The sequence below is a fragment of the Oxalobacteraceae sp. CFBP 8761 genome (assembly GCA_014841595.1).
Taxonomy (GTDB): Bacteria; Pseudomonadota; Gammaproteobacteria; order Burkholderiales; family Burkholderiaceae_D; genus Telluria.
This window is the reverse complement of sequence record JACYUE010000003.1, coordinates 267,728-288,865: the sequence shown is the minus strand read 5'-3', so window position 1 is coordinate 288,865 and position 21,138 is coordinate 267,728. Positions and strand designations below refer to the sequence as shown.

General features: G+C 59.9%; 20 protein-coding genes. 18 read left to right on the top strand and 2 right to left on the bottom strand.

What is annotated here, in order from left to right; all coding sequences use genetic code 11:
- The gene (locus tag IFU00_19235; protein MBD8544414.1) at window positions 1-456 is read right to left on the bottom strand and encodes an Lrp/AsnC ligand binding domain-containing protein; all 456 of its coding nucleotides are present in this window, start codon (window positions 454-456) and stop codon (window positions 1-3) included.
- Between the two features lie 213 nt (window positions 457-669).
- Between IFU00_19235 and putA the strand changes: the two genes are divergently transcribed.
- Window positions 670-4,329 (top strand): trifunctional transcriptional regulator/proline dehydrogenase/L-glutamate gamma-semialdehyde dehydrogenase, encoded by a 3,660-nt coding sequence (gene putA / locus IFU00_19230; GenBank protein MBD8544413.1) that lies wholly within the window; start codon window positions 670-672, stop codon window positions 4,327-4,329.
- A 109-nt stretch (window positions 4,330-4,438) separates the two neighbouring features.
- Entirely contained in the window at window positions 4,439-5,554 is a 1,116-nt protein-coding gene (ald, locus tag IFU00_19225) for an alanine dehydrogenase (GenBank protein MBD8544412.1), read from the top strand.
- Here ald and IFU00_19220 read toward each other — a convergent pair.
- Entirely contained in the window at window positions 5,551-6,318 is a 768-nt protein-coding gene (locus tag IFU00_19220) for a 5'-methylthioadenosine/adenosylhomocysteine nucleosidase (GenBank protein ID MBD8544411.1), read from the bottom strand. The genes ald and IFU00_19220 overlap by 4 nt on opposite strands.
- 184 nt (window positions 6,319-6,502) lie before the next feature.
- Here IFU00_19220 and IFU00_19215 point away from each other — a divergent pair, with 184 nt between their 5' ends.
- From IFU00_19215 to IFU00_19140, 16 genes are all read left to right on the top strand, one after another.
- Window positions 6,503-6,775, top strand: a complete 273-nt coding sequence (locus IFU00_19215; GenBank protein MBD8544410.1) for a hypothetical protein — start codon at window positions 6,503-6,505, stop codon at window positions 6,773-6,775.
- 654 nt (window positions 6,776-7,429) lie between these two features.
- Window positions 7,430-8,257, top strand: a complete 828-nt coding sequence (locus IFU00_19210) for an alpha/beta fold hydrolase (protein MBD8544409.1) — start codon at window positions 7,430-7,432, stop codon at window positions 8,255-8,257.
- A gap of 66 nt (window positions 8,258-8,323) precedes the next feature.
- Window positions 8,324-9,094: a TSUP family transporter gene (locus IFU00_19205; GenBank protein ID MBD8544408.1), complete on the top strand. Its 771-nt coding sequence runs from the start codon at window positions 8,324-8,326 to the stop codon at window positions 9,092-9,094.
- Window positions 9,095-9,295: 201 nt separating this feature from the next.
- Window positions 9,296-11,227, top strand: a complete 1,932-nt coding sequence (gene mnmG / locus IFU00_19200) for a tRNA uridine-5-carboxymethylaminomethyl(34) synthesis enzyme MnmG (protein ID MBD8544407.1) — start codon at window positions 9,296-9,298, stop codon at window positions 11,225-11,227.
- A complete protein-coding gene (rsmG, locus tag IFU00_19195) occupies window positions 11,224-11,874 on the top strand; it encodes a 16S rRNA (guanine(527)-N(7))-methyltransferase RsmG (GenBank protein ID MBD8544406.1) in 651 nt (216 codons plus the stop codon). Before mnmG ends, rsmG begins: the two co-directional genes overlap by 4 nt.
- Before the next feature lie 165 nt (window positions 11,875-12,039).
- On the top strand, window positions 12,040-12,810 hold the full coding sequence (locus IFU00_19190) for a ParA family protein (GenBank protein ID MBD8544405.1): 771 nt from the start codon (window positions 12,040-12,042) through the stop codon (window positions 12,808-12,810).
- Window positions 12,811-12,833: 23 nt separating this feature from the next.
- A complete protein-coding gene (locus IFU00_19185; protein ID MBD8544404.1) occupies window positions 12,834-13,712 on the top strand; it encodes a ParB/RepB/Spo0J family partition protein in 879 nt (292 codons plus the stop codon).
- Between the two features lie 260 nt (window positions 13,713-13,972).
- Window positions 13,973-14,308 carry an ATP synthase subunit I gene (locus IFU00_19180; GenBank protein MBD8544403.1) on the top strand — a complete coding sequence of 112 codons (336 nt, stop codon included), beginning with the start codon at window positions 13,973-13,975 and terminating at the stop codon, window positions 14,306-14,308.
- Window positions 14,309-14,312: 4 nt separating this feature from the next.
- Window positions 14,313-15,146 carry a F0F1 ATP synthase subunit A gene (gene atpB, locus IFU00_19175; GenBank protein MBD8544402.1) on the top strand — a complete coding sequence of 278 codons (834 nt, stop codon included), beginning with the start codon at window positions 14,313-14,315 and terminating at the stop codon, window positions 15,144-15,146.
- 87 nt (window positions 15,147-15,233) lie between these two features.
- Complete coding sequence (gene atpE, locus IFU00_19170) at window positions 15,234-15,485, top strand: F0F1 ATP synthase subunit C (protein MBD8544401.1); 252 nt, start codon at window positions 15,234-15,236, stop codon at window positions 15,483-15,485.
- 77 nt (window positions 15,486-15,562) lie between these two features.
- Window positions 15,563-16,033, top strand: a complete 471-nt coding sequence (locus tag IFU00_19165) for a F0F1 ATP synthase subunit B (GenBank protein ID MBD8544400.1) — start codon at window positions 15,563-15,565, stop codon at window positions 16,031-16,033.
- A 2-nt stretch (window positions 16,034-16,035) separates the two neighbouring features.
- Window positions 16,036-16,569 (top strand): F0F1 ATP synthase subunit delta, encoded by a 534-nt coding sequence (locus IFU00_19160; GenBank protein ID MBD8544399.1) that lies wholly within the window; start codon window positions 16,036-16,038, stop codon window positions 16,567-16,569.
- Window positions 16,570-16,649: 80 nt separating this feature from the next.
- On the top strand, window positions 16,650-18,191 hold the full coding sequence (locus IFU00_19155; GenBank protein ID MBD8544398.1) for a F0F1 ATP synthase subunit alpha: 1,542 nt from the start codon (window positions 16,650-16,652) through the stop codon (window positions 18,189-18,191).
- Between the two features lie 56 nt (window positions 18,192-18,247).
- Window positions 18,248-19,123, top strand: a complete 876-nt coding sequence (gene atpG, locus IFU00_19150; GenBank protein MBD8544397.1) for a F0F1 ATP synthase subunit gamma — start codon at window positions 18,248-18,250, stop codon at window positions 19,121-19,123.
- 102 nt (window positions 19,124-19,225) lie between these two features.
- A complete protein-coding gene (gene atpD, locus IFU00_19145; protein ID MBD8544396.1) occupies window positions 19,226-20,632 on the top strand; it encodes a F0F1 ATP synthase subunit beta in 1,407 nt (468 codons plus the stop codon).
- Between the two features lie 27 nt (window positions 20,633-20,659).
- A complete protein-coding gene (locus IFU00_19140; GenBank protein MBD8544395.1) occupies window positions 20,660-21,082 on the top strand; it encodes a F0F1 ATP synthase subunit epsilon in 423 nt (140 codons plus the stop codon).
- Window positions 21,083-21,138 lie beyond the last annotated feature (56 nt).

The window sequence follows — 21,138 nt, the reverse complement described above, 5'->3', positions numbered from 1 at the left end:
TCAGCGAATTGGCAGCTTGGTGGAATTTTTCACTTCTTCCATCACCGCATAGGTGTGCGTCTCGCGTACACCTTTCTGCAGCAGCGTCTTGCCCAGAAATTCGCGGTAAGCGGCCATGTCTTTCACGCGCGCCTTGACCAGGTAGTCGAAGCCGCCCGCCACCATATGGCATTCGAGCACTTCGGGAATCATCTGCACACTCTGCTTGAAGGCATCGAACACTTCAGGCGTGGTGCGGTCGAGCACGACTTCGATGAACACCAGCAGCGACACGTCCAGCAACTGCGGATTGAGCTGGGCGGTGTAGCCCATGATGTAACCCGATTCGTGCAGCTTGCGCACACGTTCGAGACAGGCAGCCGGCGACAAGTTGACACGCGCCGCCAGTTCGACGTTGCTGATGCGGCCGTCGTTCTGCAATTCGGCCAGAATCTTTTTGCTAATCTTGTCCAGCATGCTACATCTCCTTGTAAATTTTATTTGGTCAGATTGTCGCATCAAAAACTATCTATTGCCAGTATCGGTTAAATCCAGAATAAATCCAGAAGAAATCCTTCTACAATCGAATCATTTCCACCAAGTTCCAATCTGCGCCGGCTGTTGCTCACAGCACGGCGCTTTTGCTGTGCGGTGGCCCTCGTTGTGTATTTTTCTTTTGACTAGATAGCCATGCAGATTGCTGCTCACCCGGCCTCCACCTTCGTTCCGTTCGACGCTCTTCACGCTGAAATCAAGCGCGACCAAACTCCCCTGCGCGCTGCCATCACGGCCGCCTACCGCCGCGATGAAACCGAGGCGGTGCAGTGGCTGCTGGCCCAGGGGTCGGGCGCCAGCCATGACGCCCAGGCACTGGCGCACCGCCTGGTCGCCGCCGTGCGCGAAAAGCGCACCCGCTCGTCGGGCGTGGACGCCCTGATGCACGAATTCTCGCTGTCATCGGAAGAAGGCGTGGCATTGATGTGCCTGGCAGAAGCACTGCTGCGCATTCCGGACAGCGAAACGGCCGACCGCCTCATCGCCGACAAGATCAGCAAGGGTGACTGGCGCAAGCATCTGGGCGAATCCCCGTCGCTGTTTGTCAACGCGGCTACCTGGGGGCTGCTCATCACCGGCAAGCTGGTGTCGACCAACAGCGAGCAAGGCCTGGGCTCGGCGCTCACGCGCATGATCGCCAAGGGTGGCGAACCGCTGATCCGCAAGGGCGTCGACATGGCGATGCGCATGCTGGGCAACCAGTTCGTCACCGGCCAGACCATCGACGAGGCACTGAAAAACAGCCGCGAGAATGAAACGCGCGGCTACCGCTACTCATACGACATGCTGGGTGAAGCAGCCCTGACCGAACTCGATGCGCAACATTACTATGCGTCGTACGAGCAGGCAATCCATGCGATCGGCAAGGCCTCGAATGGCCGCGGCATCAAGGATGGCCCGGGCATCTCGATCAAGCTCTCGGCACTGCACCCGCGCTACAGCCGCGCGCAGTCGGCGCGCGTGATGGACGAACTGCTGCCGCGTGTGCGCAGCCTCGTGCTGCTGGCCAAGCGCTACGACATCGGCATCAATATCGACGCCGAAGAAGCCGATCGCCTCGAGATCTCGCTCGACATGCTCGAGGTGCTGGCGTTCGACCCCGAGCTGGCCGGCTTCGAAGGCATCGGCCTGGTCGTGCAGGCCTACCAGAAGCGCTGCCCGTACGTGATCGATTATGTGATCGACCTGGCCAAGCGCAGCAACCGCAAGTTCATGGTGCGGCTGGTGAAGGGCGCTTATTGGGACGCCGAGATCAAGCGCGCCCAGGTCGACGGCATGCCAGGCTATCCGGTCTATACGCGCAAGGTGCACACCGATGTGTCTTACCTGATCTGCGCGCGCAAGCTGCTCGGCGCGGCCGACATCCTGTACCCGCAGTTCGCCACCCACAATGCGCATACGCTGTCCGTCATCTATACGTGGGCGCGCCTGGGCAACATCAGCAACTACGAATTCCAGTGCCTGCACGGCATGGGCGAGACGCTGTACGACCAGGTCGTGGGCAGCAAGAACCTCGATAAACCCTGCCGTATTTACGCGCCGGTCGGTTCCCACGAAACCCTGCTGGCCTACCTCGTGCGCCGCCTGCTGGAAAACGGCGCCAACTCGTCGTTCGTGAACCAGATCGTCGACGAGAGCGTTGCTATCAACACCCTGATCACCGATCCGTTCGAGGCCGCCCGCGCCAGCGGTGGCAAGCCGCATCCGGCGATCGCACTGCCGGTGGACATGTTCGGTGCTGAGCGCAAGAACTCCGCCGGCATGGACCTGGTCAACGAAGACATCCTGAGCGTGCTGGCGAGTGGCCTGTCGCAACAGCGCCGGCACGTCGCCGCGCCCCTGACCGCAGCAAAGGTCGACGCCGGCCCGCTCGCCAACGTGGTCAACCCGGCGCAGTCGGCCGATATCGTCGGCCTGGTGCAGGAAGCCTCGCGCGCCGACGTCGACGCCGCGCTGGCAGCGGCCAGTGCCTTTGCCGGCGAGTGGGCCGCCACCAGCACGGCCGGGCGCGCCGCGATCCTGGAGCGCACCGCCGACCTGTTCGAGCACCATGGCGTCGAGCTGATGGCCCTGGCCGTACGCGAAGCGGGCAAATCGCTGCCGAACGCGATCGCCGAACTGCGCGAAGCAGTCGACTTCCTGCGTTACTACACGGTGCAGATCCGCGCTGCAACAGGAGTCCAGGCAAACGTCCAGGCACTCGGCCCGGTCAGCTGCATCAGCCCATGGAACTTCCCGCTGGCGATCTTCACGGGGCAGGTCGCGGCTGCACTGGCCGCCGGCAACGTGGTGCTGGCCAAGCCGGCCGAGCAAACGCCGCTGATCGCCCACCGCGCGGTGGAGCTGTTCCTCGAGGCCGGCACGCCGCGCGCTGCGCTGCAACTGCTGCCGGGCCGCGGCGAAGTCGTCGGCGCCGCGCTGACGGCCGACAGCCGCATCAAGGGTGTGATCTTCACCGGGTCGACCGAAGTCGCGCAGCTGATCAACCGCACGCTGGCCAAGCGCGCGGAACAGGAAGGCATCGACATTCCGCTGGTGGCCGAAACGGGTGGCCAGAACGCGTTGATCGTCGATTCGTCGGCGCTGCCCGAACAGGTGGTGGGCGACGTGTTGAGTTCGGCCTTCGATTCGGCCGGCCAGCGCTGCTCGGCGCTGCGCGTGTTGTTCCTGCAGGAAGACATCGCCGACAAGACCATCAAGATGCTCAAGGGTGCGATGCAGGAACTGCGCGTGGGCAGCCCGGATCGCCTGGCAACCGATATCGGCCCGGTCATCGATGCGGAAGCGCAGCGCAACCTGCTGGCGCACATCGAACGCACGAAGGCCACGGCGCGCAGCCACTTCGCGCTCGAGCTGCCGAGCGCCATCACCAGCTGCGGCACGTTCGTGCCACCGACGGTGCTGGAAATTGCGTCGCTGTCGGAACTCAAGCAAGAGGTGTTCGGCCCGGTCCTGCACATCGTGCGCTACCGCCGCGCCGATCTGCCGAAGGTGATCGCGTCGATCAATGCCACCGGTTTCGGCCTGACGCTGGGCGTGCACTCGCGCATCGATGAAACGATCGACTACATCGTCAACCATGCGCACGTCGGCAATATCTACGTGAACCGCAATATCGTCGGCGCAGTCGTCGGTGTGCAGCCGTTCGGTGGCGAGGGCAAATCCGGGACTGGTCCGAAGGCCGGCGGCCCGTTGTACATCAAGCGCCTGCAGCGCGGCGCGGCGCCATTGATGGACCATGTCCGTCAGGCTGACGTTGCGCTGGAAGCGCTGATCGGCTGGCTGCGCACGAACGGCCAGCAACCCGTGGTGGCATTGGCCGAAGGCTATGCGCGCACGTCGCTGAATGGCGTGGCGATCGACTTGCCGGGGCCGACCGGCGAGCGCAATCGCCTGTCGTTCACGCCGCGTGGCGTCGTGCTGTGTGCATCGGGCACGCCGGCAGGCCTGCTCAATCAAGTGGCAGCTGCGCTGGCCACCGGCAACCGCGCACTGGTGCTGACCATGTCGCCGGAGGCGATTCCGGCCAACCTGCCGCAGGCGGTCAAGGAGCGCGTGCGCTTCATCGGCAAGGACGAAGTCGATGCGGGCGAATTCGCGATCGCCCTGGTCGAATCGGGCCTGGCCGGCTCGCTGCGCACGCAGCTGGCGGCGCGCAGCGGCGCCATCGTCGGGGTGGTCGATACCGAACCACTGGCCGCGGTCGATCTGTGGCGGCTGGTAGCCGAACGTGCCGTCTGCGTCAATACGACGGCGGCTGGCGGTAACGCCAGCCTGATGACACTGGGCCTGTAATTCACACCACATCGGCGACTTCGGTCGCCGATGTGCTTTCTAACCCGCATTCTCGCCAGGAGCAGTAACAGCAGTTGCAGGAACCACACCAACAACAAGGAGACTCACCATGCTTGTAGGCGTTCCAACCGAAATCAAGAACAACGAATACCGCGTCGGCCTCACGCCGGCATCGGTGCATGAACTGGTGGCGCAAGGCCACCAGGTGCTCGTCCAGCAGGGCGCCGGCAACGAGATCGGCTTGCCCGATGCGCAGTACGTCGCGGCCGGCGCCAGCATCGTGGCCAGCGCCCAGGAGGTGTTTGCGCAGGCTGACATGATCGTCAAGGTCAAGGAGCCGCAGGCGGCTGAATGCGCGATGCTGCGCGAAGACCAGATCCTCTTCACGTACCTGCACCTGGCGCCCGATCCCGATCAGACGGCGGCGCTGGTGCGGTCAAGAGCCATCTGCATCGCCTATGAGACCGTCACCGGGCCTGGCGGCGGCTTGCCGCTGCTCGCGCCGATGAGCGAAGTGGCAGGGCGCATGTCGATCCAGGCGGGCGCCGCGCACCTGGAAAAATCCCGGGGCGGCATGGGCCTGCTGCTGGGCGGTGTACCGGGCGTGGCTGCGGGCCACGTCGTCATCATCGGCGCCGGCGTGGTGGGCGCCAATGCCTTGCAGATGGCGGTGGGCACAGGCGCACGGGTGACGGTGCTCGACAAGAACCTCGACCGCCTGCGCCAGCTCGACCTGGTCTATGGCAACCGCATCGCCACGCTGCATTCCAACGCGCAGGCGCTCGAAGAAGCCGTGCTCTCGGCGGATCTGGTCATCGGCGGGGTGCTGGTACCGGGCGCTGCAGCGCCAAAACTCGTCACGCGCAGCATGGTGTCACGGATGAAGAACGGCGCAGTCATCGTCGATGTGGCGATCGACCAGGGCGGCTGCTTTGAAACGTCCCACGCCACCACCCACGCCGATCCGACCTTCGTCATCGACGGCGTCGTGCACTACTGCGTTGCGAACATGCCTGGCGCAGTCGCGCGCACATCCACCTTTGCGCTGAACAACGCCACGATCGGCCACGTGCTGGCACTGGCCGGCAAGGGCTGGCGGCGCGCGCTGGGAGATGATCCCCATCTGCGCCATGGCCTGAATGTCTGCCAGGGCAAGGTCACGTTCGAGGCCGTGGCGCACGCACTGGGCTACGACTACATGCCGGCCGAGTCGCTGCTGGACTAGAGCGGCGCTGTCGACAGATCCCGGCACAGGCGCCGGGTGATGTGGAATGCGTACTGCGCGGCCACGGTCTTCACGAAGCCCATGAAGTCGTGCGCCGCATGTTCGTTGGCGTTGTCCGAGATCGCGCGGATGACGGCAAACGGCACGTTCAGTTCGTGACACACCTGCGCCACCGCAGCGCCTTCCATCTCCACCGCCACCAGGCCAGGCAGTGCGGCATTCATCGCGTCGATCTTCGCAGACTCATGTACGAACTGGTCGCCGCTGGCAATCAGGCCGCGGTGTACCCGCGGCTGCGTCAGGCCGAATTGTTCACGGTCGGTCTGCGCGATCGCATGCGTCAGTTCCTCGTCCAGGAACGCATGCGCTGCACTGGACACCCGCTGCGACAGCCGGGCGTCCGGCTGAAAATGCGTTTGGCCCGTCAATGGCACCTCGAAACGGGGAAAGAGGGGACTGGCATCCATGTCGTGCTGGACGAGCGATTCAGCCACCACGATGTCGCCAACCCGGATCGACGCGTCCCCTGCACCAGCCACACCCGTGAACAGGATGTGGGTAACTCCGAACTTCTCCACAAGCGTTGTCGCCGTCATGGCAGCAGCAACCTTCCCAATTCGCGACAGGACGCAGACAGCATCGATTTCCCACAGCTGTCCGAGAAAGTACTCACGCTTGCCGTGAATGAGCGTGGAGGGCCCTTGCAAGGCTTCCACGAGCCCTGCCTGTTCTTCGTGCAACGCGCTGATGATGCCTAGACGCATTTTTTTGCTGGGCCGTTGTGCATAAGCGCCGGATTGTACACAGCATTGTCAGCCGTTGGAGACAAATTTGCGGCCCTGGTTTTTCGTTCTGGAAAACGCTTTTTTTTGGCTGCGCTGTTGTTTGCTTATTTAATCAAGAGATCTGTATACAAAATAATAGTAGTAAGTAAACGCACGATTTTCTGTGGATAAGGTTCGTTTACTCAACAGAATCAGCGCGTTAAGTCCTGTTTTTTATGCGGGACAACACCTGCGCGAGTCACGTACGGATCGTGGACAAAAATTTGGTTGTCGGCAAAAGCCGGGGTTCTGCACAGTTGATGCTGTGGATATGCAGGCGCTTGTCCACAGGACGTTGGCGCTTGAAAGCTGGTTGTCAGTGATTAATGCTGATTGGCAATCTCAGATTGCTACCGTTTTTTGCGGCTGCGTTTTTTTTTTTGAAAAACGTCTTTAGAACGATGTTCAGCCGAGCTTCTGGCCGAAGATGCCCAGTGCGCAAGTTATGCAGTTTGTTTACTTAAAAGCTTGTATACAAAATAGTAGTAATAGTAAACGCGGCTGATTGTGTGGATAAGTCCGGATTTTTCCACAACTTCAACGGTTTACCCAGTTTCAAACTGACTGGAGAACCCTTGTGCTCAAAGTGCAGCGAAGGTGAACAGATTTGCGGACGGTTGAAAAAAACGGGCTTTTGCACATTCCATCCTGTGGATATGCATTGGGTTCTCCACAGACCTGAAAGCCGGCTTGCAGTGACCGGGTTGTTGCGATCTGCCACGCACAGAAAATTTTTTTTGAAACAGGCATCTCAGGTTTACAACCAATAACTGTATACAACATTGATAGTAATAAGTAAGGGACACCACCTTCTGTGGACAACCTGGTTAACAAGAACAAAATCATCGACTTACACTACGTATAAGGCAGTGCACTAGTCACACGGCTTCCTGGTGGCAAATCTGGACAAGATTTTTGCTTGTGTACAAAACCCGAGTTCTGCACAAACCGTACCTGTGGATATCCATTTGCTTATCCACAGGTGGGGTCTGGACAGGCGTTTACGTTCTGGTAAGCTGTGTTTCATCGAGTCAGCGCCAAGGGGAGCCGCATGGAATTCGAGTCGCATTACGCCAAGGTCAATGGCCTCAACATGCACTACGTGACAGCTGGCGAAGGTCCGCCGGTGATCCTGCTCCATGGCTTCCCCGATACGCACCAGATCTGGCGCCGTCAGATTCCCGAACTGGCTGCGGCGGGTCTGCGTGTGATTGCACCTGACCTGCGTGGATACGGCAAGACCGATATGCCGCAAGACGTCGGCGCGTATGCCGTGTCGTTTCTCGCCGATGATGTATTGCGACTCATGGACGCGCTGGGTATCGACAAGGCTGTCGTGGTCGGTCATGACTGGGGCGCATTGATTGGCTGGCACTTGGCCATGCATGCGCCGGAGCGCGTCGTGCGTTATGCCGCCCTGTCGGTCGGCCATCCCAAGGCAATCGCTTCTTCAAACCTCGGCCAGAAACTGCGGTTCTGGTACATGCTCGTTTTCAAGACCCCTGTAGTCGCTGAGGCATTGCTGAAAGCAGGGGACTGGGCTGCATTACGAAAAATGATTCGCAGCCGCGAACAGCAAGAGATCTGGATTGCGGCGCTTTCCCCCGAAGGTCGCCTGACGGCAGCGCTGAATTATTATCGCGCCAATTTCAAGCCGTCATCCGCGCGCGCCTGGCTGCCGGTCAATGTGCCGGTGATGGGTGTCTGGAGCGAGCACGATCCAGCATTGGGCGAGCAACAGATGCTCGATTCACGCGAGCAATGTCGTGCAGGTTTTCGCTATGAACGCATCGATGGTGTGGGCCACTGGTTGCAGCTCTCGGGTGCAGATCGGCTGAATGCATTGCTTCTCGACTTCGTAAAATCGCCGATCGCTTGAGCGCCAGGTAAGTACGTACGGCATGCCGTAGAATTGCGGCTTCAGCACTCCTCCCGAATCCTTTCCATGATTGATGTTGTTTGGCTCGGCGGCGCCGCGTTCGCCGCCGGCCTGGTCGATGCCGTTGTCGGCGGCGGCGGCCTGGTCCAGCTTCCCGCGATGTTCTCCTTGTTGCCGAAAGAAGCGCCGGCAACCATCCTCGGTACCAACAAGCTTGCAGCAATCTTCGGCACAGGTTCGGCCGCCGTGGATTACGCGCGGCGCGTGCGGGTAGCGTGGAGTACCGCCGCCCCGGCAGCCGCCGCTGCATTTCTATTGTCGTTCGCTGGCGCCTGGACGGTTACGCGCGTGCCTGCCGATTTCGTCCGCGCCTTGTTGCCGGTCATCCTCGTTGCGGTGGCGGTCTACACCTTCATGAAGAAAGACCTTGGGTCCGTGCACGCTCCGGTGCACAGCGGTCTGGCCGAGCGGTATTGGGCCATCGGGATTGGCGCAGCAATCGGGTTCTACGATGGGTTCTTCGGTCCCGGTACCGGCAGCTTCCTGATCTTCCTGTTCGTGCGTTTCTTCGGCTTTGATTTCCTGAGTGCTTCAGCCGCGGCGAAGATCGTCAACGTGGCGTGCAATTTCTCGGCGCTGATGTGGTTTGGTTACAGTGGCCATATTCTGTGGCAACTCGGACTGATGATGGCGGGTTGCCAAATCGTAGGATCACTGACTGGCACGCGACTCGCAATGAAGTATGGCAGTGGCTTCGTGCGCAAGGTCTTCCTGTTTGTCGTCAGCGCGTTGATTGTCAAGACTGCCTACGATTCCTTCACAAAGTTGGGTTGGTAGTCCCCATTGTTCCACGTGAAACATCGTGAAGCCGGATTAGCCCGGCTTCAATAGTCGCGACGTTCCACGTGAAACAATCGTCAAGCTCATTTGACTGACGTTCCACGTGAAACAAAATTCGTCGTTTTCTGGCGGTCGAAGAATCAGGCGCTGGAAAAGAATCTATAATCGCGCATTAGTCTCCTCGCCTCACATCCCATCATGCTATTTCCAACTGAATTCGACGTCATCGTCGTCGGCGGCGGCCATGCCGGCACCGAAGCTGCACTCGCCTCAGCACGCACGGGTCAAAAGACCCTACTACTGACGCACAATATTGAAACCTTGGGCGCGATGTCCTGCAATCCGTCGATCGGCGGCATTGGCAAAGGACACCTAGTCAAGGAAGTCGATGCCCTCGGCGGCGCGATGGCCATTGCCACCGATGAGGCGGGTATCCAGTTCCGGATCCTGAATTCATCGAAGGGGCCGGCCGTGCGTGCCACCCGCGCCCAAGCCGACCGCGTACTGTACAAGGCAGCGATTCGCTCGCGCCTGGAAAACCAGCCGAACCTGTGGTTGTTCCAGCAGGCCGTCGAAGACCTGATCGTCGAGGGCGACCGTGTCGTCGGCGCCGTCACGCAAGTGGGTCTGAGCTTCCGTGCGCGCGCAGTTGTGCTGACCGCCGGTACTTTCCTCGACGGGAAAATCCACGTCGGCCTGCAAAATTATGCCGGCGGCCGCGCTGGCGATCCACCGGCGACCTCGTTGTCGGCGCGCCTGAAGGAACTCAAGCTGCCGCAAGGCCGCCTGAAAACCGGCACACCGCCGCGCATCGATGGCCGCAGTATCGACTTCTCGCTGCTGACCGAGCAACCGGGCGACCTCGATCCGGTGCCGGTGTTCTCGTACATGGGCAATGTCGCGATGCATCCGAAGCAGGTGCCATGCTGGGTCACGCACACCAACGAGCGCACGCATGACATCATCCGCGCCGGGCTGGACCGCAGCCCGATGTACACCGGCGTGATCGAGGGCGTCGGTCCGCGCTACTGCCCGTCGATCGAAGACAAGATCCATCGATTCGCCAGCAAGGAATCGCACCAGATCTTCCTTGAGCCGGAAGGCTTGACGACCAACGAGTTCTATCCGAACGGTATCTCGACCAGCCTGCCATTCGACGTGCAACTGGCCCTGGTGCGTTCGATGCGCGGCATGGAAAACGCGTTCATCCTGCGGCCCGGCTATGCGATCGAATACGATTACTTCGATCCGCGCGGCCTGAAAGCGTCGCTGGAAACCAAGTCGATCAAGGGTCTGTTCTTCGCCGGCCAGATCAACGGCACGACCGGCTACGAAGAAGCGGCGGCCCAGGGTTTGCTGGCAGGCCTGAACGCCGCGCTGCAAACACAGGGCAAAGATGCCTGGACACCGGGTCGCTCGGAAGCGTACCTTGGCGTGCTGGTCGATGACCTGACGACGCAAGGTGTAGCCGAGCCATACCGCATGTTCACCAGCCGCGCCGAATATCGCCTGTCGCTGCGTGAAGACAATGCCGACATGCGCCTGACCGAAATTGGCCGCAGTCTTGGTCTGGTTGACGATGCGCGCTGGGCGGCGTTCGAGACCAAGCGCGAATCCGTCGCACGCGAACTGGAGCGCTTGCGCTCCGTCTGGGTCAACCCACGCATCCTGGCAGCGGCCGAGTCGGAGCGTATTGTCGGCCAGCCACTTGAGCGCGAATACAATCTGGCCGATCTGCTGCGCAGACCGGGCGTGAACTACGACACCTTGATGACGATGCGTGGTCTCGAAGGGCAGAGCCTGGCCGGTCCCGGCGTTGAGGATCCCGCTGTCAAAGAGCAGGTCGAGATTCAACTTAAATATTCCGGCTACATCGATCGCCAGGCGCGTGAAGTCGAGCGTCACGATCACTACGAAAACATGAAGCTGCCCGAGAACCTGAACTATCTGGATATCGAAGCGCTGTCGTTCGAAGTGCGCCAGAAGCTCGACAAGCAGCGGCCTGAAACCCTGGGCCAGGCCTCGCGCATTTCGGGCGTGACCCCGGCCGCGATTTCGCTGCTCTTGGTGACGCTGAAAAAACGGGGCGCCAAAGGCTTTGCAACTGCCGCAGCCGAGGTGGCCGAATGAAATACAACTTCGATCACGATGCACTGGCGGCCGTGCTGGACCAGGGCATCAAGGACATGACGCTGGCCATCACGCCCGAGCAGCAGACCAAGCTGATGGGCTATCTGGCGCTGATGAACAAGTGGAATGCTGTCTACAACCTGACGTCGCTGCGCGATCCACAGCAGATGGTCACGCACCATCTGCTCGACTCGCTTGCGGCAGTGCCGGCATTTGCCGATGCCCGCAATGTGCTGGATGTAGGAGCAGGGGGCGGATTGCCCGGCATCGTGCTTGCCATCGTGCGACCGGACATGAACGTGTCGATGATCGACACCGTGCACAAGAAAACCGCATTCCTGAACCAGGTGAAGGCAGAGCTGAAGCTGACCAACGTCAGCGTGCACACGATGAAAGTGCAGGACCTGGTCGTGAGCGAACCATTCGACGTGATCACCTCGCGTGCGTTTGCCGATCTGTCCGACTTCGTCAACTGGTCGGGCCATCTGCTGGCCGACGGCGGCAAATTCATCGCGCTCAAAGGCGTGGCGCCGAGCGAGGAGCGCGAGCGCTTGCCACAGGACTGGAAAGTCGTGGATCTGCAACCGTTATGGGTGCCAAGACTGCAGGCAGAGCGACACTTGGTATTCATCGAGCGAGCCGCCTAAAAGCTACCAATAGTACATACCATATAAATTATACTAACTGTACTAATCGTACTATCTGTATTAACCGTATAAACAGTTTATATCGTTTATCTTATATAAACCAATGAAACGGTTTTATCGTATGAACGATATGATGCCTTGTAGTCGCATCCAGGAAAGGAAAAGATGGCGAAGATTTTTTGCGTTGCGAACCAGAAGGGTGGAGTAGGCAAGACCACCACCAGCGTCAACCTGTCCGCAGGCCTGGCCAAACTGGACCAGCGCGTGCTGCTGGTCGACCTCGACCCGCAGGGCAATGCCACGATGGGCGCTGGCATCAACAAGGCCGAGCTGGCAGCGTCGATCTATCAGGTGCTGCTGGGCGAGTCCGATGTGGCCACGGCGCGCGTGCGCTCGGAAGCAGGGCGCTTCGATGTGCTGCCCGCCAACCGCGAGCTGGCTGGCGCCGAAGTCGAGATGGTCGCGCTCGAGAACCGCGAGCGGCGCCTGAAGGAAGCGCTGGCTGCGGTGGCCGATGACTACGACTTCATCCTGGTCGACTGTCCACCCGCGCTGTCGCTGCTGACATTGAACGGCCTGTGCGCCGCAGACGGCGTGATCATCCCGATGCAGTGTGAATACTATGCGCTCGAGGGCTTGTCCGACCTGGTCAACACGATCAAGAAGGTGCACGCCAACCTGAACACCGACCTGAAGATCATCGGTCTGCTGCGCGTGATGTTCGATCCGCGCATGACCCTGTCGCAGCAGGTCTCGGGCCAGCTCGAGCAGCATTTCGGCGACAAGGTGTTCAAGACGATCATTCCGCGCAATGTGCGGCTGGCCGAAGCGCCGTCGTACGGCATCCCCGGCGTGACGTTCGATCCGTCCTCGAAAGGCGCCCAGGCGTATATCGCGTTCGGTGCTGAGATGGTCCAGCGTATCAAGACCATGTAATCAATCACAAAGCTGACAAAGAGATGGCAACCAAAAAACTCAAGGGACTGGGCCGCGGCCTCGACGCCCTGCTTGGCGGCGACCTGGACGCCGCACCGGCCACGCCGAACACGCCGTCCGTGCTTGCCGTGACCCAGATCCAGGCCGGCAAGTACCAGCCCCGCACGCGCATGGACGAAGTGAGCCTGTCGGAACTGGCCGCATCGATCAAAACCCAGGGCATCATGCAACCGGTGCTCGTGCGCCCGTTGCCGCCGGGTAGCAGCACACCTTACGAGATCATCGCCGGCGAACGGCGCTTCCGCGCGGCGCAGATGGCCGGCCTGGATGAAATCCCGGTGCTGGTGCGCGACGTCGACGACCAGGCTGCAGCCGCGATGGCGCTGATCGAGAACATCCAGCGCGAAGACCTGAACCCGCTTGAAGAAGCGCAGGGTATCAACCGCCTGATTTCGGACTTCAATTTCACGCACGAACAGGCGGCCGGCGCGGTAGGCCGCTCACGCAGTGCGGTATCGAACCTGCTGCGCCTGATTAACCTCGCACCGCCGGTGCAGACGATGCTGATGGCCGGCGACATCGACATGGGGCACGCCCGTGCCTTGCTGGCGGTCGACAGCGCCCACCAGATCACGCTGGCCAACCAGGTCATTGCCAAGCGGCTGTCGGTGCGCGAAACGGAAAAACTCGTTACGCGCGCGCTCGATGAACACAACGCCCCCGCGCAAGCCGCCCGTGCGAAAGACAAGTCGGGCGACATCGTGCGGCTCGAAGAAGAGCTGTCGGACAAGCTTGCCACCCCGGTCGTGTTCAAGATGGGCCCGAAGGGCAGGGGCCAGATGATCATCGATTTCGCCGACCTCGACATCCTAGATGGGGTGCTGGCGCGCCTGCGCGGCTGACCGGCAGGGGGTTGCAGGCAGGGTAGCCGGTGACCCGGCTACCCTGCAATGTGACAACCACTGCCTACACCATCTGGCGTTAAGTTGTTGAAAATAATGCGCTATCCACCAGCAACGTGTCACATTTTCGTCATCTTTACAGAGCAGTTATAAGTAGGGAATCGTTTGACTCACATCCGTATAACCACTTATAATTCCGGCGATTCATGTAATTACCACCACGTAGTACGTCCATAGCGGCAGCGAGAAGACCAAAAAATATGCTGCGCATCGTTTCCCTGCAATTGATTGCAACAGTCGTCGCCGGAATCATTGCCGCGCTTCTGGGGGGATGGCCTGCGATGGTGTCGGCTGTGCTGGGTGGTTTGTGTTGTGTCGTACCCAACGGGATCATGGCAGTGCGCTTGTTTGCGGCGTCCGCGAGTGGACGAGCAAGTCCCGCGACATTTTTCATCTGGGAATTCGTAAAGATTGCATTGACGCTGGCGCTTCTGGGCGCGACGGCGTGGCTGTACCGCGATCTGAACTGGCTGGCATTGATCGTCGGGTTCATCGTGGCGCTGAAAAGTTACATCATCTTATTATTTAGGCATTGACGACATGGCGACTCCAATTGACGGCGCAGCGCACGCGCCCACCGCATCAGAATATATCAAGCACCACCTTGGTCACCTGTCGAACGGTCACCAGGTAGGTCCGGTTGATTTTTCGATCATCAACTACGACACCATGTTCTGGTCGATCGCCATGGGCATCACCGGTTGCCTGGTGATGTGGTCTGCCGCGCGCAAAGCCACCGCTGGCGTGCCAGGTCGTTTCCAGGCTTTCGTCGAAATGCTGTTTGAAATGGTCGATGACCAGGCCAAGTCGATCGTCCATGGCGATCGCAGCTTCATCGCCCCTGCTGCTCTGACGGTATTCGTCTGGGTTGCGCTGATGAACTCGCTGGACTTGCTGCCAGTCGACATGTTCTCGTGGGCATTTGCTTTCTTTGGTGTGGAACATATCTTCCCGTATCATCGCGTGGTACCGACCGCTGACCTGAATGGCCCGATGGGCATCGCTCTGGGTGTGCTGGCGCTGATGTTCTACTACAGCATCAAGATCAAGGGCCTGGGCGGCTGGATCCACGAGTTGTTCGCAGCACCGTTCGGTATCTGGATGGCGCCGTTCAACCTGCTCCTGAACATCATTGAATACGCAGCAAAACTGGTGTCGCTCGGTATGCGACTGTTCGGCAACATGTTTGCCGGTGAGCTGCTGTTCCTCTTGATCGCACTGCTGGGCGGATCGGCCACCATCTTTGGTTTTGTTGGCCACGTCATTGCCGGTTCCATCTGGGCGATCTTCCACATCCTGATCGTACTCCTGCAGGCATTCATCTTCATGATGCTGACGCTGGTGTACCTCGGTCAGGCTCACGATAGCCACTGATCGGCGCCGCAAGCATCGAACAAGATAGTGGTTGTAAAGAAGTTGTAGTTTTTAATCTAGTTTTCAATTTAACTTTTGGAGTTACACATGACTGACCTTTCTTTTGTTGCACTGGCTTGCGGTTTGATCATCGGCCTGGGCGCTATCGGTGCTTGTATCGGTATCGCGATCATGGGCGGTAAGTACCTGGAAGCCAGCGCACGTCAGCCAGAACTGATGAACACCCTGCAGACTAAGATGTTCCTGCTGGCTGGTCTGATCGACGCTGCATTCCTGATCGGTGTTGGTATCGCTATGCTGTTCGCGTACACCAACCCATTCGTCGCACCAGTCGTCTAAGCCATCGGCTCTCGATGTCTTGAAGGGCCGAACCATTCCTGGTTCGGCATCCGTGTTTCTGTAAGAAGGAAAAAACCGTGAACATTAATGCAACCCTGTTTGCTCAGTTCGTGGTCTTCTTCATCCTGGCACTGTTCACGATGAAATTCGTGTGGCCGCCACTGATGAAGGCGCTCGATGAGCGCGCCGCGAAGATTGCAAGTGGCCTGGCTGCTGCTGACCGTGGCAAGGCCGATCTGGCTGCTGCTGAGAAGCGTGTCCAGACCGAACTGGCTGGCGCCCGTGACGAAGTCCAGAAACGCATCACCGACGCTGAAAAGCGCGCTGCTGTGATTATCGAAGAAGCCAAGCGTACTGCCGCCGATGAAGGCGCGCGTATCGTTGCCGCCGCCAAGGCTGACGCCGAGCAGCAAGTCAACAGCGCACGCGAAGCACTGCGTGGCCAGGTTGCCGCCCTCGCGGTCGCCGGCGCCGAGCAGATCCTGAAGCGTGAAGTGAACGCAGCGGCCCACGCCGACCTGCTGTCGCAACTGTCGACCGAGCTCTGATCATGGCAGAACTCGCAACCGTCGCCCGCCCCTACGCCGAAGCGCTGTTCCGTGTCGCCCAAACCGGCGACATGAACGCGTACTCGGCCATCGCGTCGGAACTGGGCCAGATTGGCGCCAGTGCCGACGTGCAGACCTTCGCCAGCAACCCGATCGTCACGCACGCACAACTGGCGGACACGATTGCGTCCCTGGTCAAGTCGCCGCTGAATGCTGAAGCGAAGAACTTTATCGCGATGCTGGCCCAGAACGGCCGCATCAACCTGCTGCCCGAGATCAGCACCCAGTTTGCGCTCCTGAAAAACGCGAACGAGGGCGCTGCCGATGCGATGATCCATAGCGCGTTCGAGATCTCGGCCGACCAGCTGGCGCAGCTGGTCGCCACGCTGGAAAAGAAATTTGGCCGCAAGCTCAACCCAACGGTAACAGTGGATCCTTCGCTGATCGGTGGTGTGCGCGTGGTCGTCGGTGACGAAGTGCTCGATACCTCGGTTCGCGCCAAGCTGCAACGGATGCACGTTGCGCTGGCCAACTAAATACGACGTATCGACTGGCACGCGCCGGCGTTCCCGCCCTTGCCCTACGCATCAAGAAACTATAATTGGAGTTAGCAAGCATGCAACTTAACCCATCTGAAATCAGCGAACTGATCAAGAGCCGGATCCAGGGCCTCGAAAGTTCGGCTGACGTTCGCAATCAAGGCACGGTGATTTCGGTCGCCGACGGTATCTGCCGCATCCATGGTCTGTCGGACGTGATGCAGGGCGAGATGCTGGAATTCCCAGGCAACACCTTCGGCCTGGCCATGAACCTCGAGCGCGACTCGGTCGGCTCGGTCATCCTGGGTGCTTACGAGCACATCTCGGAAGGCGACATCGTCAAGACCACCGGTCGCATTCTCGAAGTGCCGATCGGTCCTGAACTGTGCGGCCGCGTCGTCAATGCACTGGGCCAGCCGATCGACGGCAAGGGTCCTGTCAACGCCAAGCTGACCTCGCCAATCGAAAAGATTGCGCCAGGCGTTATCGCGCGTGAATCGGTCTCGCAGCCAATGCAGACCGGTATCAAATCGATCGACGCAATGGTGCCGATCGGCCGTGGCCAGCGTGAGCTGATCATTGGTGACCGCCAGACCGGTAAATCGGCTGTTGCAGTCGACGCGATCATCAACCAAAAAGGTCAGGGCGTGACCTGCGTGTACGTCGCGATCGGTCAGAAAGCATCGACCATCAAGAACATCGTGCGCTCGCTGGAAACGCACGGCGCGATGGAGTACACCATCGTTGTGGCTGCATCGGCGTCGGAATCGGCCGCCATGCAATACATCTCGGCCTACTCGGGCTGCGCGATGGGCGAATACTTCCGCGACCGCGGCGAAGACGCACTGATCGTGTACGACGATCTGTCGAAGCAGGCAGTTGCCTACCGCCAGATCTCGCTGCTGCTGCGCCGTCCACCAGGCCGCGAAGCGTACCCAGGCGACGTGTTCTATCTCCACAGCCGTCTGCTCGAGCGCGCAGCACGCGTGAACGCCGACTACGTGTCGAAGTTCACCAACGGCGCCGTGACCGGCAAGACCGGTTCGCTGACCGCACTGCCGATCATCGAAACGCAAGCTGGCGACGTCTCGGCATTCGTGCCGACCAACGTGATCTCGATTACTGACGGCCAGATCTTCCTGGAAACGTCGCTGTTCAACGCCGGTGTCCGTCCTGCGATCAACGCCGGTATCTCGGTGTCGCGCGTCGGTGGTGCTGCTCAGACCAAAGTCATCAAGAACCTGTCCGGCGGTATCCGTACCGACCTGGCCCAGTACCGTGAACTGGCTGCGTTCGCGCAGTTCGCATCGGACCTGGACGAATCGACCCGCAAGCAGCTGGACCGCGGTGCGCGCGTGACCGAACTGCTCAAGCAGCCACAGTTCTCGCCACTGTCGACCTCGCTGATGGCCGCATCGCTGTTCGCCGTCAACAAGGGCTACCTGGACGATATCGAAGTCAAGAAAGTGCTGCCATTCGAGCACGGCCTGCACGCCTTCCTGAAGTCGGGCCATGCAGCGCTGCTGGCGAAGATCGACGAAACCAAGCAACTGGACAAAGACGGCGAAGCAGCATTGGCCGCGGCCGTTGCTGATTTCAAGAAATCCGGCGCATATTAATCTGTGGGCCGGCGTCGCCTGACGGCGATGCCGGTGCCTGGAAGGAGTAAGGACTCATGGCAGCAGGCAAAGAGATTCGTGGCAAGATCAAGAGCGTAGAGAATACGAAGAAGATCACCAAGGCGATGGAAATGGTCGCCGCATCGAAAATGCGCAAGGCGCAGGAACGTATGCGCGCCGCCCGTCCCTACAGTGACAAGGTTCGTAACATCACCGCCAATCTGGCCACTGCAAACCCGGAGTACACGCACGCATTCATGGCGCAAGCCAAGGACGTGCAGGCAAAGGCAGTTGGTTTCATCGTCGTCACGACCGACAAGGGTCTGTGCGGCGGCATGAACACCAACATCCTGCGCCAGGTAACCGTCAAGGCGCGCGAACAGGAACAGGCGGGCAACCGCGTCGAGGCAGTTGCCATTGGCAACAAGGGCCTGAGCTTCCTGAACCGTGTCGGCATGAAGCTGGTGTCGCAAGCCACGCAGCTGGGCGATGCACCGCAACTGGACAAGCTGATCGGACCGGTCAAAGTGATGCTGGACGCGTACCAGGAAGGCAAGCTCGATGCTGTCTATCTGTGCTACACCAAGTTCATCAACACGATGAAACAGGAAACCGTGGTCGAGCAACTGCTTCCGCTGTCAGCCAATTCGCTGAAAGCCGATGCAGGCGCCACCAGCTGGGACTACATCTACGAACCGGAAGCACAGGTCGTCATCGACGAGCTGCTGGTGCGTTACGTGGAAGCGCTGGTTTACCAGGCAGTGGCAGAAAACCTGGCGTCCGAGCAATCGGCACGCATGGTTGCAATGAAGGCCGCGAGCGATAACGCCGGCAGTGTCATCAGCGACCTCAAGCTGGTCTACAACAAGACCCGCCAGGCGGCGATTACCAAAGAACTCTCCGAGATCGTGTCGGGCGCAGCAGCAGTCTAACAGCGCCGCCCGTGGGGATGGCGTCAAGCGGGCCTGGCTCGCACGCTGTCCCCGACCGATCAAAGCAAAAAAGAATTTAACTAAATATCTGAAGGAACGAACATGGCTGATGGCAAAATCGTTCAGTGTATCGGCGCAGTGGTTGACGTGGAATTCCCACGTAATGCCATGCCGAAAGTGTACGACGCACTGAAAATGGAAGGCTCGGATCTGACCCTGGAAGTCCAGCAACAGCTGGGCGACGGCGTGGTCCGTACCATTGCTCTGGGCAGCTCGGACGGCATGCGCCGTGGCATGATCATCCAGAACACCGGCAAGCCAATCATGGTCCCGGTCGGCACCCCGACCCTGGGCCGCATCATGGACGTGCTGGGCAACCCGATCGACGAATGCGGTCCGGTCAGCCACGAGCGCATGGCGTCGATCCACCGTGACGCGCCAGCCTACGACGAACTGTCGCCATCGACCGACCTGCTGGAAACCGGCATCAAGGTCATCGATCTGGTCTGCCCGTTCGCCAAAGGCGGTAAAGTTGGCCTGTTCGGCGGCGCCGGCGTCGGCAAGACCGTCAACATGATGGAACTGATCAACAACATCGCCAAGGCACACTCGGGTCTGTCCGTGTTCGCCGGCGTGGGTGAGCGTACCCGTGAAGGTAACGACTTCTACCACGAGATGGCCGATGCAAAAGTCGTCGACCTGGAAAACCCTGCCAACTCGAAAGTGGCAATGGTCTACGGTCAGATGAACGAACCACCAGGCAACCGTCTGCGCGTCGCGCTGACCGGTCTGACCATGGCGGAAGCGTTCCGTGATGAAGGCAAGGACGTTCTGTTCTTCGTCGACAACATCTACCGTTACACTCTGGCCGGTACCGAAGTTTCGGCACTGCTGGGCCGTATGCCATCGGCAGTGGGCTACCAGCCTACGCTGGCCGAAGAGATGGGCCGTCTGCAAGAGCGCATCACCTCGACCAAGACCGGTTCGATCACGTCGATCCAGGCCGTCTACGTCCCTGCGGATGACTTGACCGACCCATCGCCAGCAACCACCTTTGCTCACCTGGATTCGACCGTCGTTCTGTCCCGTGACATCGCCTCGCTGGGTATCTACCCTGCAGTCGACCCACTCGATTCGACCTCGCGCCAGCTGGACCCGCTCGTCGTCGGTGAAGAGCACTACGCCACCGCGCGCGCTGTGCAGAACACCCTGCAGCGCTACAAGGAACTGCGTGACATCATCGCGATTCTGGGCATGGACGAGCTGGCACCGGAAGACAAACTGGTCGTGGCACGCGCTCGCAAGATGCAGCGTTTCCTGTCGCAGCCATTCCACGTCGCTGAAGTGTTCACCGGCGCGCCAGGCAAGTACGTTTCGCTGAAAGACACGATCAAGGGCTTCAAGATGATCGCATCGGGCGAACTGGATCACCTGCCGGAGCAAGCGTTCTACATGGTCGGCACGATCGAGGAAGCTATCGAGAAAGCCAAGAAACTGGCTGCTGGTTAAGTCGCTTTCTTCCACTGAAAGACACACATGGCAAACACATTTCAAGTCGACGTCGTCTCGGCCGAAGAGCAGATCTTCTCCGGCCAGGCCGAATTCGTCGCGTTGCCGGGTGAAGCGGGTGAGCTGGGTATCTACCCGAAGCACACCCCGTTGATCACGCGCATCCGCCCGGGCGCCGTGCGCATCCAGGTTGCCGGTGGTGGTGAAGAGTTCGTCTTCGTCGCTGGCGGTATCCTCGAAGTGCAGCCGAACGGCGTGACCGTGCTGGCCGACACCGCAATCCGCGGCGCCGACCTGGACGAAGCGAAGGCAACGTCCGCGAAGAAGCAGGCTGAAGACCTGATGTTGAATCAGGAATCGAAGATCGACTACGCAAAAGCCCAGGCCGAAATGGCCGCGGCAATTGCGCAGTTGGCTGCGATCCAGCGTCTGCGTTCGAAAGGCCGTTGAGCTTAGTACAAGCTCTGCAACAAGAAAGGCAGCCTGCGGGCTGCCTTTTTTTTCGT